14 protein-coding genes are annotated in these 16,705 nt (G+C 38.5%); 6 read left to right on the top strand and 8 right to left on the bottom strand.

The window, feature by feature from the left end; translation table 11 throughout:
- Positions 1-102 precede the first annotated feature (102 nt).
- Both CRI9333_RS15970 and CRI9333_RS15965 read right to left on the bottom strand, forming a co-directional pair.
- Positions 103-1,020, bottom strand: a complete 918-nt coding sequence (locus CRI9333_RS15970) for a CNNM domain-containing protein (RefSeq protein WP_015204204.1) — start codon at positions 1,018-1,020, stop codon at positions 103-105.
- A 320-nt stretch (positions 1,021-1,340) separates the two neighbouring features.
- Positions 1,341-1,520 (bottom strand): hypothetical protein, encoded by a 180-nt coding sequence (locus CRI9333_RS15965; RefSeq protein WP_015204203.1) that lies wholly within the window; start codon positions 1,518-1,520, stop codon positions 1,341-1,343.
- Positions 1,521-1,708: 188 nt separating this feature from the next.
- Here CRI9333_RS15965 and CRI9333_RS15960 point away from each other — a divergent pair, with 188 nt between their 5' ends.
- The gene (locus tag CRI9333_RS15960) at positions 1,709-3,259 is read left to right on the top strand and encodes a phytoene desaturase family protein (protein WP_015204202.1); all 1,551 of its coding nucleotides are present in this window, start codon (positions 1,709-1,711) and stop codon (positions 3,257-3,259) included.
- Positions 3,260-3,331: 72 nt separating this feature from the next.
- On the opposite strand, the gene CRI9333_RS25815 is transcribed toward CRI9333_RS15960, so the two are convergent.
- The 4 genes from CRI9333_RS25815 to CRI9333_RS15940 all read right to left on the bottom strand — a co-directional run bounded on the left by CRI9333_RS25815 (position 3,332) and on the right by CRI9333_RS15940 (position 8,517).
- Complete coding sequence (locus CRI9333_RS25815; protein ID WP_015204201.1) at positions 3,332-4,591, bottom strand: nucleotide exchange factor GrpE; 1,260 nt, start codon at positions 4,589-4,591, stop codon at positions 3,332-3,334.
- 337 nt (positions 4,592-4,928) lie between these two features.
- Positions 4,929-5,519, bottom strand: a complete 591-nt coding sequence (locus CRI9333_RS15950) for a LysM peptidoglycan-binding domain-containing protein (RefSeq protein ID WP_015204200.1) — start codon at positions 5,517-5,519, stop codon at positions 4,929-4,931.
- A 120-nt stretch (positions 5,520-5,639) separates the two neighbouring features.
- A complete protein-coding gene (locus CRI9333_RS25055) occupies positions 5,640-7,946 on the bottom strand; it encodes a hybrid sensor histidine kinase/response regulator (RefSeq protein ID WP_015204199.1) in 2,307 nt (768 codons plus the stop codon).
- Between the two features lie 247 nt (positions 7,947-8,193).
- Entirely contained in the window at positions 8,194-8,517 is a 324-nt protein-coding gene (locus CRI9333_RS15940) for a (2Fe-2S) ferredoxin domain-containing protein (protein ID WP_015204198.1), read from the bottom strand.
- 103 nt (positions 8,518-8,620) lie between these two features.
- Between CRI9333_RS15940 and arsM the strand changes: the two genes are divergently transcribed.
- The 5 genes from arsM to CRI9333_RS15915 all read left to right on the top strand — a co-directional run bounded on the left by arsM (position 8,621) and on the right by CRI9333_RS15915 (position 13,524).
- On the top strand, positions 8,621-9,589 hold the full coding sequence (gene arsM / locus CRI9333_RS15935; RefSeq protein ID WP_015204197.1) for an arsenosugar biosynthesis arsenite methyltransferase ArsM: 969 nt from the start codon (positions 8,621-8,623) through the stop codon (positions 9,587-9,589).
- Between the two features lie 23 nt (positions 9,590-9,612).
- Positions 9,613-10,728: an inorganic phosphate transporter gene (locus tag CRI9333_RS15930; protein WP_015204196.1), complete on the top strand. Its 1,116-nt coding sequence runs from the start codon at positions 9,613-9,615 to the stop codon at positions 10,726-10,728.
- Between the two features lie 178 nt (positions 10,729-10,906).
- Positions 10,907-11,914 (top strand): arsenosugar biosynthesis radical SAM (seleno)protein ArsS, encoded by a 1,008-nt coding sequence (gene arsS, locus CRI9333_RS15925; protein ID WP_015204195.1) that lies wholly within the window; start codon positions 10,907-10,909, stop codon positions 11,912-11,914.
- Between the two features lie 151 nt (positions 11,915-12,065).
- Entirely contained in the window at positions 12,066-12,746 is a 681-nt protein-coding gene (locus CRI9333_RS15920; RefSeq protein WP_015204194.1) for a hypothetical protein, read from the top strand.
- 49 nt (positions 12,747-12,795) lie between these two features.
- Positions 12,796-13,524: a hypothetical protein gene (locus CRI9333_RS15915; RefSeq protein WP_015204193.1), complete on the top strand. Its 729-nt coding sequence runs from the start codon at positions 12,796-12,798 to the stop codon at positions 13,522-13,524.
- A gap of 113 nt (positions 13,525-13,637) precedes the next feature.
- Here CRI9333_RS15915 and CRI9333_RS25050 read toward each other — a convergent pair whose 3' ends face one another.
- Positions 13,638-16,208 (bottom strand): PAS domain S-box protein, encoded by a 2,571-nt coding sequence (locus CRI9333_RS25050; protein WP_015204192.1) that lies wholly within the window; start codon positions 16,206-16,208, stop codon positions 13,638-13,640.
- A gap of 79 nt (positions 16,209-16,287) precedes the next feature.
- On the bottom strand, positions 16,288-16,680 hold the full coding sequence (locus CRI9333_RS15905) for a CU044_2847 family protein (RefSeq protein ID WP_015204191.1): 393 nt from the start codon (positions 16,678-16,680) through the stop codon (positions 16,288-16,290).
- Positions 16,681-16,705: the final 25 nt, after the last annotated feature.

The following is a 16,705-nucleotide window of genomic DNA, read 5'->3' as shown; positions in this document are numbered from 1 at the left end:
TATCAAATAATGATTAGTAAGGGCTTATCAAAGAACATTACGCGGGCAAGATGCCCGCACTACTTTTGTTGTAGAGACGCGAAATTTCGCGTCTCTATCCCTTTATAAGGCAGCATATTCTATATCTTGATCTTTAAAAACTTCGGGATGATTTATCAAAGGACGAGTAACTTGACGCAGTAATACAGTTTCTAAACTTTCATTTACTACACTTGTTGCTTCCAATTCCAACTCACCCCACAAAAGAATCTCTCCCATTTTTGGTGCATGACCTAAATGATGGATTATAAAACCCGCTAAAGTTCTATAAGCCGTGTTAGTAGGTATATTTAATCCGAATAATTCATTAACTGTATTTAACTCTACAACTCCAGAAACTAGCACAGAGTGTGGATCAGTGTGAACAAAAGTCACCTTTGAAGACACTTCCGACTCATACTGTCGATTGGGAACACGACCGATAAGCAAATGTACAGTACCATTAAAAATTACTAATAAAGGAAAGAAAATAATTGAACAGATATAAAGTGGACGAATTAATAACAGCGCAGTTTTTTCGGGCGCTTGCGATGCTAGTACTTTAGGAATCAGTTCACCTAAAACAATTTCTACATAAGTTACTAATAAAAATGCTATAGCTACAGAAATAGTATGGCTTGTTACAATGGCAGGTAATTTGCCTATAGGTAAACGCTGGATTAACGGTTCTATCCAATGTACAGTTGCACCTTCACCCAACCAACCCAAAAGTAAGCTAAAAGCTGTAGTTCCTGTTTGGGTGACAGAAAGGTACTTTTGTAAGTGATTTTGAGCGTCTAGGACAAGATTAGCTGCTTTTGACTTGCTAGTAGAATCGCTTTCTTGGGTAAGCTGGTAGATTTGAGAATGGGAGGCAGATACTAAAGAAAGTTCGGCTGCTACAAAAAAGGCGATCGCCAACGTTAAACTTAACAACATTACCAATTTGATAATTGATGATGCTATTTCAACTTCTAGAAGCGGGAGATTTTGAATAAACATTTATTTTTTACAGTAAATATCCGCGAATTTATTAGTACTGACGCTTTAAAAGTAATCCTATTTTTTAGATTACATCTTGGTAAATCTCTTGTCTTTATATCTTAGTACAGATATTGTCTTGATTATAAAGAAATTATCAATTACTACCTAAACAAATAATCAGCTTGGTTATTTCAATACATCATGTCAATATATAGAAGCTACTGTAAATCACATTTCTACTCTTGGTAAATCAGCGATTTACAGTAACTCCTCAATTAGCAACAGACAATCTTTAAAAGATTTGCTTTGCTAAGTACTAGCTGTTTAGATATAAATACTTACGCAGCTTCGTCTTGAGTTAATTGCTCTTGAATCTTACCAATAGCCGCATTGATACCAGCTAATCTTGTTTCCAGATCATCTCGCATCAATTGGAGAAACTTCAGTTTGCGTTCCAAACGGCTTTTACGAGATACGGGTTCGGAACTATAGCACGCACTATCCCAGAAAGGAAACATACACCTACAACCCAATAATCACTATAAATAAATTCTCGCTAAATCAACAGGGAGATGGATGGTAAATTTATGGGAGGAAAACCGACCATCAACAGCGATGGATAATTAACCACGAGATTTACACAGATGCACACAGATGGAATCACTTATTTTTGCTCATAAATCTAATAACTAAGGATAAAAGGACTATGGCTACACAAGCTTATGATTACGATGTGATTACTGTTGGTGGCGGACATAATGCACTCATTACCAGTGCCTACCTCGCGCAAGCTGGTTATAAGGTAGGCGTGTTTGAGAGGCGAGATATTATTGGTGGTGCTGTCTCTACTAAGGAGATTGTGCCAGGATACAGATTTGATTTGGGTGGTAGCGCCCACATTTTAATTCGCTTAACTCCGATTGTGCAGGAATTAAAGTTAGAAGATTATGGGTTGGAGTATCTAGAACTCGACCCGTTATTTTTTGCACCTTTTCCTGATGGAGATTCGCTATTTTTCTATCGGGATGAACAAAAAACTATTAATCATTTAGAAGATAAATTTCCTGGTGAGGGGGAAGCTTATGCCCGTTTTATAAATGACTGGCGACCTTTGATGCAAAATATCAAGGAATTTTTCTTAAGTACGCCTAGTCCGTTTGAACTGGGTAAGCAAATGATTAATGGTAAGTCGCCGGATGTTAGCTGGTTTTCTACTTTTAAAACTTTATTTAAACCTTATGGCGAAGTTGTAGATGATTATTTTACTGAGGAAAAAATTAAGGCAGCTTTAGTATGGATGGGGGCGCAGTCAGGTCCAGCACCTACAGAACCTTTGAGTGGTCCTTATGTGCTTTGGCAACCACTTTACCATGATGGCGGGGTGGCGCGACCAAAAGGTGGGTCGGGGATGTTGACGCAAGCGATCGCCAAACATATCATTGCTCATGGTGGCGAAATACACCTAAATTCGCCTGTGGAAAAGATTTTAGTAGAAAATCGCCGTGCGGTTGGTATTGAAGTAGATGGACAAATCTATACTGCTAAGGTAGTAGTTGCAGGTACACACGCGATTGAAACTTTTGGTAAGCTTTTACCTGAAGAACACCGACCGCTAGGCGCTAAGAGAATGCGTACAGGCAACGGTTTTGGTATTATGCTGCGTCTGGCGTTAGATTCTCCAATTAGTTACACAGCATATCCAGGGAAAGATGCACGGATAGCTTTGCAATTATTATGTCGCGATCGCCAACAAATTAACACAGCCTTTAATGATTTTAAACGTGGCGAAACTACCCAAGACCCACCAATTTTTGCTATGAGTTTTAGTGCTGTGGATGATACCTTAGCACCTCCTGGTGGCGAAGTACTATGGTTGTGGTCGCAGTATTTCCCTTATCAACTTGCTAATAGTAACTGGGATGAACAAGGAGAAGCAGTTGTTAATCGACTTTTAGATAATTTTGAAAAATATGCACCTGGAACACGCGACAAGATCGTTGGGCAATTATTCCAAGACCCGTTATGGTTAGAGCGTGAACTAGGATTATATCGTGGTAATGTCATGCACCTAGAAATGAGTATGGATCAAATGTTTATGTTGCGTCCATTCTTAGGTATGTCTGATTATAAAACACACCTCAAAGGATTGTATTTAACTGGTGCTAGTACACATCCAGGCGGTGGAATTATGGGTGCATCAGGACGTAACGCTGCTAGGATTGTACTTAAAGATTTAGAAGGGATTATCACAAGTTAAAGTGCTATCTGGGATGATATATTTGCAATTTAGAATATTTATTCAGCTAATTAAAAAAGGTTAATATTATCCTTACGCATTATTAGCTGGTGAATCTTCCTCTGTCTCTGGCATTGCTTGAGCAATTTCCTCTATTTCGGTGATTTCTTGAATAATTTCCTGATTAGATAATTCGGATAAGTTTTCGTTGTTTGTTTCTGTGTTATCTTGAATAACTTCTTCATCAGACAATACTGATAAATCTTGATTAGCTATTTCTGTGATTTCTTGAATAATTTCTTCAGGAGATAATTCGGATAAGTTTTCGTTGTTAATTTCTGAGTTATCTTGAATAACTTCCTGATCAGATACTACAGCTAAATCTTGGTTAGCTATTTCTGTGGTGTCTTGAATAATTTCTTCAGCAGATAATTCGGATAAGCTTTCGTTGTTAATTTCTGGGTTATCTGGGATAACTTCTTCATCAGACAATACTGATAAATCTTGATTAGCTATTTCTGTAATTTCTTGAATAATTTCTTCAGGAGATAATTCTGTTAAATCTTCGTTGTTAATTTCGGGGTTATTTTGGATAACTTCCTGATCAGATACTACGGTTAAATTTTGGTTAGCTATTTCTAGGGTATCTGGAATAATTTCTTCAGGAGATAATGCTGAGAAATTTGCGTTGTTGATTTCTGTGTTATCAGTAATAAATTCCGCAGGAGATACTACTAATAAATCTTGGTTAGCTATTTCTGGAGTGTTGGGAATAACTTCTTCAGGAGATACCACTAATACATTTTGATTAGCTATTTCTGAAGTTTTTTGAATAATCGCTTCAGGAGGTACTTCTGATGGAATTTCGGCTGCTAAGTCTTTTTTAGAAGTAATCACTTCAATCGGTCTAATTACTTTATCTCCAAACCGAAAACCTCTGCGAACAACTTTAGTAATTGTTGACTCTTCCAAATCATTCCTGACTTCACAATCTATAACTTTACAAATACTAAAATCTGGCTTTGTTCCTGCAATTTCTAGTTGGTGTAATTGTCGTTTAGCCAGTACGCTGAGGAACTTTTTCTGCACAGCAGCTAGTGAGTTTGGTATATTGCTGATCAACTCAGGGCTAGGATTGGGATTTTCTGCCATGTAGTCGAGTAAGAATTGTAAGGCATCGACGACTTCTAATAGTTCTAAAAAAATGTCTTCGCTGAAGCTGCTTGCTTGTTCTTTCTGTTCACGCAAAGCTTGTTGCAGCAAAACTTTTTCTTTAAGCATTTTGCCAATATCTACAAAGAGTCGCTCCCGCTTTTCATTGCTCAATTTAAATTCTAAAGGTTGATTAGGCATACTATTTATTGGCTAAAATAAATATTTTACTTAGTCAGTATATATAATTAATATCAAAATTATAAAATAATTATTAGACTTTTTACAAAAATTATTTTTTGATAAATTAACCTCAGATATAGCGCGTTAGCGCTTGCCGTAGGCTACGCAGATGAAATACAAATTTATCTATGTCAGGACTTACGCACCGAAAGCTTGATCCCCCCTACCCACTTAATAAGGGGGGGAAATTCAAAGTCCCCCTTATCAAGGGGGATTTAGGGGGATCTCTGCGTAAGTCCTATATTTATGCAATAAATTTATTAAATAGTTAGTTTTAGGATTAAATTTTACAGTGTTAATTAGCTGGAGATTTTTTTTCAATATTTGGGATAAATAGCACATCACCAACTTCGATTAAATCTACGTGATTTTGAAAGCTGGGATTAGCTTTAATTATTAAAGTCCACAAATCTTTATCACCATAAAAACGTTTGGCAAGTAATGATATTGTATCTCCAGGTTTTACTGTGTGCTGGAATCCTCCATCTTTAATTACGTAATTCTGATCTTCGTTGTTGCCAACTGATTGATTAGGTAGAGGGGAAGTGGTAACTGTTGGGGTAGGTTTGCTACTGGGTTCAGGCTGTGGGGATTCTTGGTTAGCAGGATTAGGATTTCTAGCGATTGATGAAAACTGAGAAAACCACTTATTAGCAACAGCACCTAAAATAATTCCTAGTACCAGGATCATAGCAGCGATCGCATAAGGCAACCATTTTGCACCTCCTGGCTGCTCAGTAGTGAATGATGATGGGACATAACTAGGGGATGAGGGTGGAAGTTCTGCAAGTATACGCATGATGGTAAGGTCTGCATCACAGTTAGGGCAGGTGTCACCCCTTACATCTTTGCGATCGCATACCGGACAAGTTAACTTACTTAGCATGACCTTCGTCTTATCACTACAGCGCAATTTTTGATTTCATCAACCGATGGGCAGAGATCTGTGTACAGATTCCGCTACATACTCATTATCTATATGAATGGGCAAATTTCTAAATACTGACTAATTAGCTTTAGCTAAACTTGCAATGACAGCAACTAACTCTGCTGGCTCAACTGGTTTGGCGATATGCTTCTGAAAGCCAAGTGCGATCGCCTTTTGAGAATCTTCACTCCTAGCATAGGCTGTCAAAGCAGCAGCAGGGATTTTACCACCTTTTTCTGGCTCTAATGCTCTAATTTTACGGATAAGTGTGTAACCATCTTCATTGGGCATACCAATGTCACTTACCAAAACATCCGGCATTAATTCTTGCACAGCAACTAAAGCTTCTGTCGCTGAACTTACTGCTGTGACTTTAGCACCATAATTTTCTAAGGCAATGGTGAGTAGAAAGCGGGTATCTTCCTCGTCATCCACAATTAACACTTGCAAACCATTAAGAGTTGGTATATCCATGATTACTTTGTTTCCATTCGCCTCAAGGATCAACTCAGAATTATTTGCCTGTGGCTGAACCTGCATCAGTGGTAGTTTAACTATAAATGTTGCTCCAAATCCTTCTCCCGCGCTGTCAACCTCAACAGTTCCCCCGTGTAATTCTACCAAGTGACGTACAATTGCCAAACCTAAACCAAGCCCGCTTTGCGATCGCGTAGTTGCACCATCAGCTTGACGAAATCGCTCAAATACATAAGGTAAAAATTCCGCACTAATTCCTTTACCTGTATCACTTACTGTAATTTGAGCATAAGAATTTACTATAAGTGCTTTTTTCTGCGAACCAGGATAACTGCCATTATTAATATTTTCCTGAGTAGCATTTTCGCTGTACTCTAAACTAATTTTGACTTGTCCGCCTTCAGGTGTGAATTTAATCGCGTTAGATAGTAAATTCCACAAAATCTGTTGCAAGCGGTTAGCATCACCTGAAATTAAATTAGTTGAGGAATCAATAAACTTTTCGACTTTAATATTTTTAGCTTCTGCTGCTAATTGAACAGTTTCAATAGCTGCTTCAATTGGTTGTCTGAGGTTAACTGCACAAACTTGCAAAGACAGCTTACCTCGCATCATCCGAGAGACATCTAGCAGATCTTCAATTAATTCTGCTTGTAACTTAGCATTACGCTCAATTGCTTCAAGTGCCTTAGTGGTAGTAACTGGGTTAAGCTTGCGACTCAGCAGCATTCGTGACCAACCTAGAATCGGATTGAGTGGCGATCGCAATTCATGGGAAACTACCGCTAAAAACTCATCTTTCATCCGGTTAGCTGACTCCGCTTGTTCACGTGCGGCTTGTTCACGCACTAACAATTCATTGCGTTCTTCCTCTGCACGCGATCGTTCTAGTTCCGTCGATGCACGAGTTGCAAAAATTGTCAATAAAGATTCTGCTAACTGAACATTCTCAAAAGGTTTTGTATCCAGCACTCCCAATATACCTAGCACTGCACCTGTAGAGTCTAATAAAGGAGTGCCAATATAACTCTCAACTTCCATCTCTACTAAAAAATCATCCAAAGGAAAAGTTGCCTGAATATTCGATGGGTAAAAGCAAGTCTTCCGTTGCTCAATTACAGTGTGACAGGGGGTATTAATTACTGTGTATTCGATGTTCTCAACAATTTTTCTTTGGGCAGATACAGCAATAGTTTTAATTGTATCAGGATCAATTAGTTCACCAATAAAAGCAAAATTCACATCCAAGGCTTTAGTTAGGTGTTGCACCAGTGACGAGAAAAACTCCTGTCCAATTGCTGCTGAAACTCCCTGTGTAACTTCAATTAAAGCAACATCCATCTGAGCAATTTTATGAGCAGCTAATCTTAGCTCTAACTCATCAACTACCATAGCTGCTAAATCTTTGAGTGTTGCTTCCTCTGAAGAAGTTAATTTTAGGCGTGGTTTGCTGTCAAGCAAACATAAAGTGCCAAGATTAAACCCATCCTGAGTAACAAGAGGTGCGCCAGCATAAAAGCGCAACCCTGGTTCGCTAGTAGCGAAGGGCATACAAGCAAAGCGAGGATCGGATCTCGTATCGGGAACGATTAAAATATCGTTATATAAAAGAGCAAAGCTACACATAGTTGATTCCCGACTAACTTCGGGAGTATCAAAGCCGTAGCTAGATTTAAACCAAGCTCGATATTCATCAACCAGCGATACTAGGGCAATTGGTACTTCAAATAACCGCGCAGCTAAAGTCGTGATGCGATCAAAGCTTTCTTCAGGCGGTGTATCGAGGATATTGTAGCGCCGTAGTGCCTCTAAGCGTTGCGCTTCATTAGGTGGTAGGAGAGGCGGGTTTAAAGCATTGTTAGATACTTCTAAGTTAGGCGATGAGGCAGCAACAATCGGATTTTGCATTCCTTGAATGGGTACTATAGATATTTTTTTTAATGAAGCAAAGCTTGAAAGCGACTGATTTTTCTTACTACAGCCGTAGGTTGTCAGCTAGTTATATTCAATTAATTTTATCGTGTAATTATCTTATGGATAGGGGATGCGATCGCATCTAATCAAAGTAGTATTTTTACAGCTACCAGACCTTACGCATTTTAACTATAAAATCCGCCATTTCCCCAAATTCTGGCTTCTGACTCCTGAATTGTTATTAAAAACTAAAACGCAAATGAATTCTGGGGTTAAGCATCTTCTCTACTGGTTGACCGTTTTTGAGATGTTGTTCAACTATCACTGACACATCATTAGGCTTTACTCGGTAATACCACGTTTCATCAGGTAAAATTCGCACAGTTGCGCCACTACTACATTGTCCCTGACACTCAGCACCTGTAACTGTCACCCCTGGAACAACAGCCGCTTGAAAAGCAGCCAGCACCTCTGCTGAATTATTTTCTAGACAAGAGCGGTATTGACAAACTAGCACACAACGCTGTTTGAGATTTGGGGAATTTTCTTCTAAACCCGTTTCCACGCTTGCTTCGGTGTTGAGTATAAATAGTTACTGCTTTATAGTAACTTGTGAAGCCAGAACCTAGTATAGATAAAGACTAATTTCGATACTAGGAAAAACGAGCGTGACTTATCTAGAAGCGGCAGCCCAATTTTACAGTGAAGTAGCCGAAACACCGCAAGTTGGTTTGTGCTGTGTGCAAAGCAGCCCTTTGCAACTCCCAGGACTGAACATTTCCCCTCAAATGCAGGAAATGAACTACGGCTGCGGAACTACAGTCCACGCAGCAGAATTGGTGAACCAGCCAACAGTCTTGTATGTGGGTGTGGGTGGTGGTTTAGAAGCACTACAATTTGCTTATTTTTCCCGTAAACCTAGTGCTGTGATTGCTGTTGATCCGGTTCCTGCGATGCGTGAAGCAGCAGCACGTAATTTAATTATTGCTGCTGAAGAAAATTCTTGGTTTGATCCGAGTTTTGTAGAAATTCGGGAAGGAGATGCTTTTGCTTTACCTGTTCCAGATGCTTCTGTAGATGTAGTAGCTCAAAATTGTCTATTTAATATCTTTGAACCCGCAGACCTTAAAAAAGCTCTCCAAGAAGCTTACCGCGTCTTAAAGCCTGGTGGACGTTTACTAATGAGCGATCCGATCGCTACTCGTGAAATTCCGCAACACTTGCGCCAAGACGATCGCTTACGAGCAATGTGTTTATCTGGGGCGTTAACTTATCAAGAATATACTCAGCATTTAGTTGATACTGGTTTTGGACAAATAGAAGTTCGGGCGCGTCGTCCTTATCGGTTGCTAGATTGCCAAACCTATAATTTGTCAGAACCTTTACTATTAGAAAGTCTTGATTCTGTATCCTTTAAAGTACCAATTCCAGAAGATGGTGCCTGCATTTTCACTGGAAAAACAGCTATTTATTCAGGTTCGCAAGAAATATTTGATGATTCAGCAGGTCATATTCTCCAAAAAGGTGTACCAGCAGCCGTATGTGATAAAACTGCTGCAAAGTTAGGCTCACGTCTGCCTGAAGAAGTATTAATTACAGATTCCACTTGGCACTATACTGGTGGCGGTTGTTGCTAATTAATACTAAATTTAAGTAAGAAATGTTAATTTTTGCCTTGCTTTTAGCTACCCTATTTTTAGCTTACTCTAACGGTGCTAATGATAACTTTAAAGGCGTAGCTACTTTATTTGGTAGCCAAACAACTAGCTATAAAGTTGCGATTTGGTTAGCTACATTAGCAACGTTTGCTGGCTCATTAGCATCTATTTTTTTAGCAGAAACGCTGTTAAAAAACTTTTCGGGTAAGGGGTTGGTTCCAGATGCGATCGCCGATTCTACAGAATTTCACCTAGCGGTTGCTCTTGGTGCTGGTTTAACAGTGATAATTGCCACACTCACTGGTTTTCCCATCTCTACAACTCACGGCTTAACAGGGGCGCTAGTCGGGGCAGGTTTAGTAGCAATTGGCACACAAGTTAATTTTGAGAAACTGGGAAGCTCATTTTTTCTCCCATTGTTAATTAGCCCCTTAGTAGCGATTGCATTAGGTGCAGTTTTGTATGGCTTATTGCGTTTTCTGCGAGTGCGTTTAGGCATACAGAAAGAATGGTGTATTTGTGCGGGAGAAACACAACAATTTATTCCCATTCCCCAACCAGATGCTACTAATATTTTACAGTGCATCAAAACGACAGATGTAGCAGTAGATTCAACGGAAAAATGTACCCAAAGGTATATAGGAAAATTTGGCAAAATCACGAATCAGCAATTAGTTGATGCTTTTCACTTTCTTAGTGCTGGAATAGTTAGCTTTGCTAGAGGGTTAAATGATACACCCAAGATTGTCTCAATTATCCTGATAGTTAAAGCTTTATCAATTCAGGGAGCAATGTTAGCCGTAGGAATTGCGATCGCACTTGGCGGGATCTTAAATGCGCGTAAAGTTGCCGAAACCATGAGTAAAAAAATTACTGCCATGAATCATGGTCAAGGATTAATTGCTAATGTGGTGACAGGATCGTTAGTAATTGCTGCTAGTGGATACGGTTTACCCGTTTCTACCACCCATGTTTCAGTTGGTTCTATTTTTGGCGTTGGCTTGATTTCCCAAAAAGCTAATGCCAAGGTTTTTTATCAAATTCTCTTGTCATGGCTTTTAACCTTACCTATTGCAGCTACGATCAGTGCGATCGTTTACTGGTTATTGAGCAGGTAATATTAAGTTTGATCGATTAACCCTAATATGCGTAGGGGCGGGTTGACAGATAAAACTTGCTACTAATCAATATCTTAGTTTAACCCGCCCCAACATATAGGTAATGAGAGCGGACATAATATCAGCCTTAATTAGACAAATATCTACAGCAAACATTCAATTAGGAATACCCCTAAAAATGGTTTCTACACAATCATCTAATTTAATCACACCTTTTCAAACAAAGCTCGGCAGTGCTTTAACCAAAAACCAAATTAGTGTTTTACAAATTAATTTGGGTAAACGCTGCAACCTCGCCTGTAGCCACTGTCATGTGGAAGCAAGCCCAAAACGCACAGAGGAACTCTCACCAGAAATATGTGAGCAGTTAATCAAGTTAATTTATAACTTTCCTCAAATAAAAATTGTAGATTTAACTGGCGGTGCGCCAGAGATGAATTATGGTTTTAAACCAGTGGTAGAAGCAGCAAGAAATACAGGGAAACAAGTAATTGTCCGTTCTAATTTGACTATTTATTTTGAAAAAGGATTTGAGGACATTCCTGAATACTGCGCTAAACACCAAACAAGAATAGTTGCTTCTTTACCTTGTTATTTGCAAGATAATGTTGACAAAATGCGTGGCGCAGGTGTTTATGATGCCTCAATTAGAGCTATACAGATACTTAATCAACTCGGATATGGTAAGTCTTCAGATTTAATCTTGGACTTAGTTTATAATCCTCCGCTTCCTAAATCAGAAAATTTCTCTCTTACTCCAGATCAAGGTAAGCTTGAACAAGATTATAAAATGTTCCTTCAAGAACATTTTGACATTCAATTTAACAGTTTGTTGACAATCACCAATTTACCAATTGGTAGAACTAAACTTTCTCTACAGCGCAATCAACTATATGCACCTTACTTAAAGTTTTTGGATAATAATTTTAATCCTAATACTATTGAAGGTTTGATGTGTAGGAATGAGCTTTCAGTTGATTATTTAGGCAATGTTTATGATTGCGACTTTAATCAGATGGAAAATCTACCTGCTAAACTGCCATCTGGTGAAGCATTAACAGTGGCAAAGTTTTTAGAAGCTGGTAGTTTAGATTTAATCGAACAGGTACAAACTGCACCCTTTTGTTATGGTTGTACGGCTGGGTGTGGCTCTAGTTGTGGTGGCGCTTTGACAATTAACAATTAACAATTAACAATGACCTACCAATTTTTATCTTAATAAATCTTGATGGTTTGCTGGCAAAATTTCCGTAATTGCTTAAAGTGTCGGTGTATCCTTAACAAACCTTTCATTGATATTGCAAATAGAAGGGTTGTTCAGTTTATCAAGGATAACCATGATTAACTATTTTTCTACGGTAATTTCTCTACTGCGCGATCGCCAAAAATTTCTAGCCGAAATTTACCAAGGCGTAAAACTTCCCAGTAAAATTTCTTCCTTAATGATTTCCAGTTTTTGTTTCTTTGCTGTTTATGGCGCAATTATTGGCGCTTTCCATAGCCCTTTACAAATTTTATCTTCCGCGATTAAACTTCCAGCCCTCTATTTAATTACATTGCTGGTATGTTTACCAACGTTGTATATTTTTAATGTCCTTTTCGGCTCAAAACAAACTTTAGGTCAACACTTTACATTTCTACTCACTGCTGTTTCAGTTATTTCCCTACTTCTTTGTGGATTTGCTCCTATAACTTTGTTCTTTTTAATTACCGTTAATGACTACCATTTTTTCTTACTCCTAAATGTGGCTATCTTCGCCCTTACAGGTATACTTGGCGTTTCATTTCTCTACCAAGTTATGAAGCCAGTTGCCGCCGATCATGACACAGATCAGGGAGTAAAAGTCCGTACTAATATTTTACGGTTTTGGTTAGTGCTTTATGGGTTTGTTGGTAGCCAACTTGGTTGGACACTTAGACCCTTCTTTGGTTCTCCTGGAGCATTTGAGTTGTTTCGTCCTAGAGAAGGTAGTTTTTTATCAGCAGTCTTGAATTCACTTTCAAATTTAAGGTTTTGAAAGTCTGTAATCAAATTTGAGACTTTCATTTTCTGAGGTTAATACTGGCATGAAGCCAAATTTGGAAGATTTAAAAATTACTGAAAAAGAACTGGAAACTCTAACAGGGTTAGATGTTGATGATTTATTTGTTGGCGGTGTCTTAGGAGGAGTGTTTAGAACTTCTATATTCCAGAAACCTCAACAATTTATTTCTTTCTGTATTACTGAAATAATTGTTGCCGTTTTAATATTTATCTTGACTATACCCATTGGATTATCTGTAACGCGCAATTTTGTAGATGGGGTTAATCAGCTACCTGTGATTTGGCAGTTTTTAGAAGTTACTTTAGGAATCACTCTGATAGTGCTAGTTGCTTGGCATATATATATGTGGTTTAGAAGGAAACACCTAAAAACTTTGCTTCATCTCTTGAACGAAGTTGATAAATACAATGAGGTAATTCAAGCTGTTGATATTCTCGATCGCCTAGAAGCAGTTGGCAACTCGCAGGTAAGCTTCATAAATCGCAACGAGACTTTAGAAGCATTAAGAATAACTAGAGATAGCTTGGTTTCTGGATTGATGACTGAGAAAATCTTGCGAGAAACCCGCAGTTCGCGATCGCGCCGTTACGATTTACTCACCAATATAGAAAATAATTTAGTCAACTTAAGAACTTTAGAAGTAAACAATCAAGCAAATGAGTATGGACAACTACTCAATGAAGCTCTCGAAATTAGCCTGAGTGTTCATCAAGAGGTTAAAAAGTTCTCTCGTTTTTCTTCTAAAACGTAAGGTTTATTTTTTAATAGTGAGCTAAGTAACTCAACAATCTTGAAACATTAAACAAACTCCCCTCCCCGAATCTGCGGGGAGGGGCTGGGGGTGGGGTTCTTTCTGATATTTTTTCAAGTTAACATTCTAGGGTTTGCCGATCTCAAATGCTCACTAGGACGGTGTGGAATTTGAACCATAAATGTTGTCCATCCCCCACTGCTTTCAACTTGAATAGTTCCTTCCATCTGTTCTATCAGTTTTTGCACCAACGCAAGTCCTAACCCTGTACCGCCTTGTTTCCAAGGGTCAGCATTTGGAACCCGATAAAACTTGTCGAAAATACGTGGTAGTTCAGATGCTGGGATTTCTACTTGGTTACTGATTGTAAAAATAATTAAGTTGGATTGTTCTACAGTTTTACTGGAATAATTAGCTGTATAACTGACATTGAAAACAATTTGATCGCCAGGGGGAGTGTATTTACAGGCATTGTGGAGTAGTTCTGAAATAATTCTGCCTAAGCTAGTACGATCTGAAACTATTATCGGCAAATCTGGTGAGAGATCAACTTTCAGGTTTTGCTGATGTTGTTGAATACGAGAGTAAAAAGGTGTGACGATTGTAGGTATCCACTCTAGAAGATTAATTTTATCTAAAGAGATAGAGTAACTAGCAACTTCTAGCCTCTGCAAATCTAAAAGATCATTAATTAGTTCTGTTTCTCTAGCACACTCTGATTCCAATATCTCCAGATATCGCTGGCGGCGTTCGCTTGTAGGAGCGATTTTAAGCATTTGGATTGCCATTTTCATATTTGATAATGGCGTTCTCAGTTCGTGAGAAACTGTGCTAAGAAAATCGTCTTTAAGAATATTGAGTTGTTCTAATTCTTCAATTTTTTGTTCTAGTTGAGCGGTGCGTTCTTGCACTTGGCTTTCTAAGTCGGCGTTAATTGCTGAACTTTGTTGATAAAGTTGTGCTTGCTGAATTGCGATCGCTAATTGATCGGCGATCGCACTAACTAATTCTACCTGTGATTGTTGCCATTCCTCAATACCATTACACAAACTTAGGCTGCCCCAAAGGTGCTGTTGAAAATGCAACGGTACTAATAACCAAGCGCCTTGATATCTTAGGTTAATCTGGCTTGCTTCAGTATCTTTATTGTCAGTATTTTGAATCTTTACCACTTGTAACTGCTTAAGTTTGGTGCTTATTTCGTAATCAACATCAGGAACTTGCACCCCCAAACTGTTTAATTGTCCTGTCTGTTGTGGATACTCAGCAACAATCAACCAAACTTGCTCGTATGGCAAATATTGTTGAATTTCCACACGCTCAACTTGCAATATTAGAGTAATTTCTTGAGCAGCGATCGCACAAATTGTTTCTAAATCTAGGTAACTACGCATCATTCGCGTAAACCTATGCAAAGCTTGCTCTCGTATTGTTTGTTGTTTTAAGACTATTTCTGCTTGTTTACGTTCGCTAATATCACGACAGTTAACAACCACGCCTTTTGTACTAGCTTCTTGCAAGAGGTTATTAACAGCTACCTCAACATCAATCCACTTACCTGATCCATGATGCAATCTGATCTCAGTTAATCCCACTACGCCTGGTTGTTTTAACCTTTCAGCAAATTCACTTTTAGCATTTGATTGATCTTGCGGATGAATGTAGTCAAAAACGTTTTTACCAACCAATTCCTCTGGTTGATAACCCAAAATCAACTTTACAGAAGGACTAACATAACGGATACTACCGTCTGCCTCTAAAACAGTAATAATATCTGATGAATTTTGAACCAAAGAACGAAAACGTTCTTCACTTTTAGCTAATTCATCAATTGCTTTTTTCTGTTGATCAATATTGAGCGCAACTTGACATACACCAATTACTTGTCTTGCGTCATCCAAGACAGGACAATAATTAATTTCAAACCAATAACTATCGCCCTTAATTCCCTTAAACAACTTTTCTATTTTTAATGATTTACCTTTAATAGCAGCATTAAACGCTCGATGAAAATCATAGATTTCATCTGCAATGAGAAAATCGTTAATTGAATTATATTCATTCAAATTTTTATGATAAATTTTTAGAGCCCAATCGTTAGCGGTTTTGTTAAATGCTTGAATTTGATAATCCCAATCAATCATCACAACAGCTTGCAAGCTGCTATTAAAAATTGCTTTCAAGTTTGCTGCCGATTGTTTTAAAGCTACTTCTGAACGTCTGCGATCTGTCGTGTCTACACAAACACTAAGAAAGCCTTTAAGCCCATCAACATCTCGGATAACAGCATGAGTGATATCCGCCACAAACTGTGTGTCATCTTTACGTTTAGTAACAAAGCTACCTTGCCACACAGTCGCTTGATCCCGATTCACCAGAATAGCTTCTGCTAGCTGGGGAATGTCCTTTGCCATTATCACATTATAGATATGTTTACCAATAACTTCTTCTGCTGTCCATTGAAAAAGAGTGTGAGCAAAGCGGTTCCAATAAATTATTTTACCTTCTACATCAGTAGCAATGACCGCGTTACAAACTTGATCTAGAAGAGCAGCTTGGAAACTTATTGGCATTTGTGTCCGTTCCGATCTAGTTTCGATAGCTGAAAGAATATTTGGCAACAGCTTAAGGGCGATGTCATCTATACAAGACTCACGCAATATCTGCATTTGTTCCGGTATCATAACGGAAATTCTGTGCCTGAATTATTGTCGCAGCAAGTCTTGCTAATACTTGATCTGCTGACACTTCATTCTATCAAATTCAACTTTTGTTACTCCCCTGCCTTCCGAGGGAGTCGTCTTTTTCAGGAAAGGTACATTTCACCGAAATCTCCAAGTTGCAGTCGGAAGAACCTTCTGTAATATAAGGAATACCTGCTTTAGCTCCAAACTTAAGACCAAACTTTAGTGAAACTTCCTCAACTTTAGCTGCACCAAAATCCTTAAAAGCTCCTAAAACGTACATTGTATAGCCACGAATCATTGTCCGTGCCTGCTGCATTTTTACTAAAGCATCATCTGCAATGCCCATTTCCCCTGGGCGCTGATTACTGGGAGCGTTGGGAGTTGCCAGGGTTGGGTCTTCCTTAATTTCTACAAAGATTTCATAAACTTCGCCATTTTCTTCAATCACCAGCCGTTGTACTTCTGACATGGAGAACCTCAGCAAACATTAAGTT

This window comes from Crinalium epipsammum PCC 9333, assembly GCF_000317495.1.
Classification (GTDB): Bacteria; Cyanobacteriota; Cyanobacteriia; order Cyanobacteriales; family PCC-9333; genus Crinalium; species Crinalium epipsammum.
The sequence above is the reverse complement of the archived record's forward strand: the minus strand, read 5'-3'. Positions and strand labels throughout refer to the sequence as shown.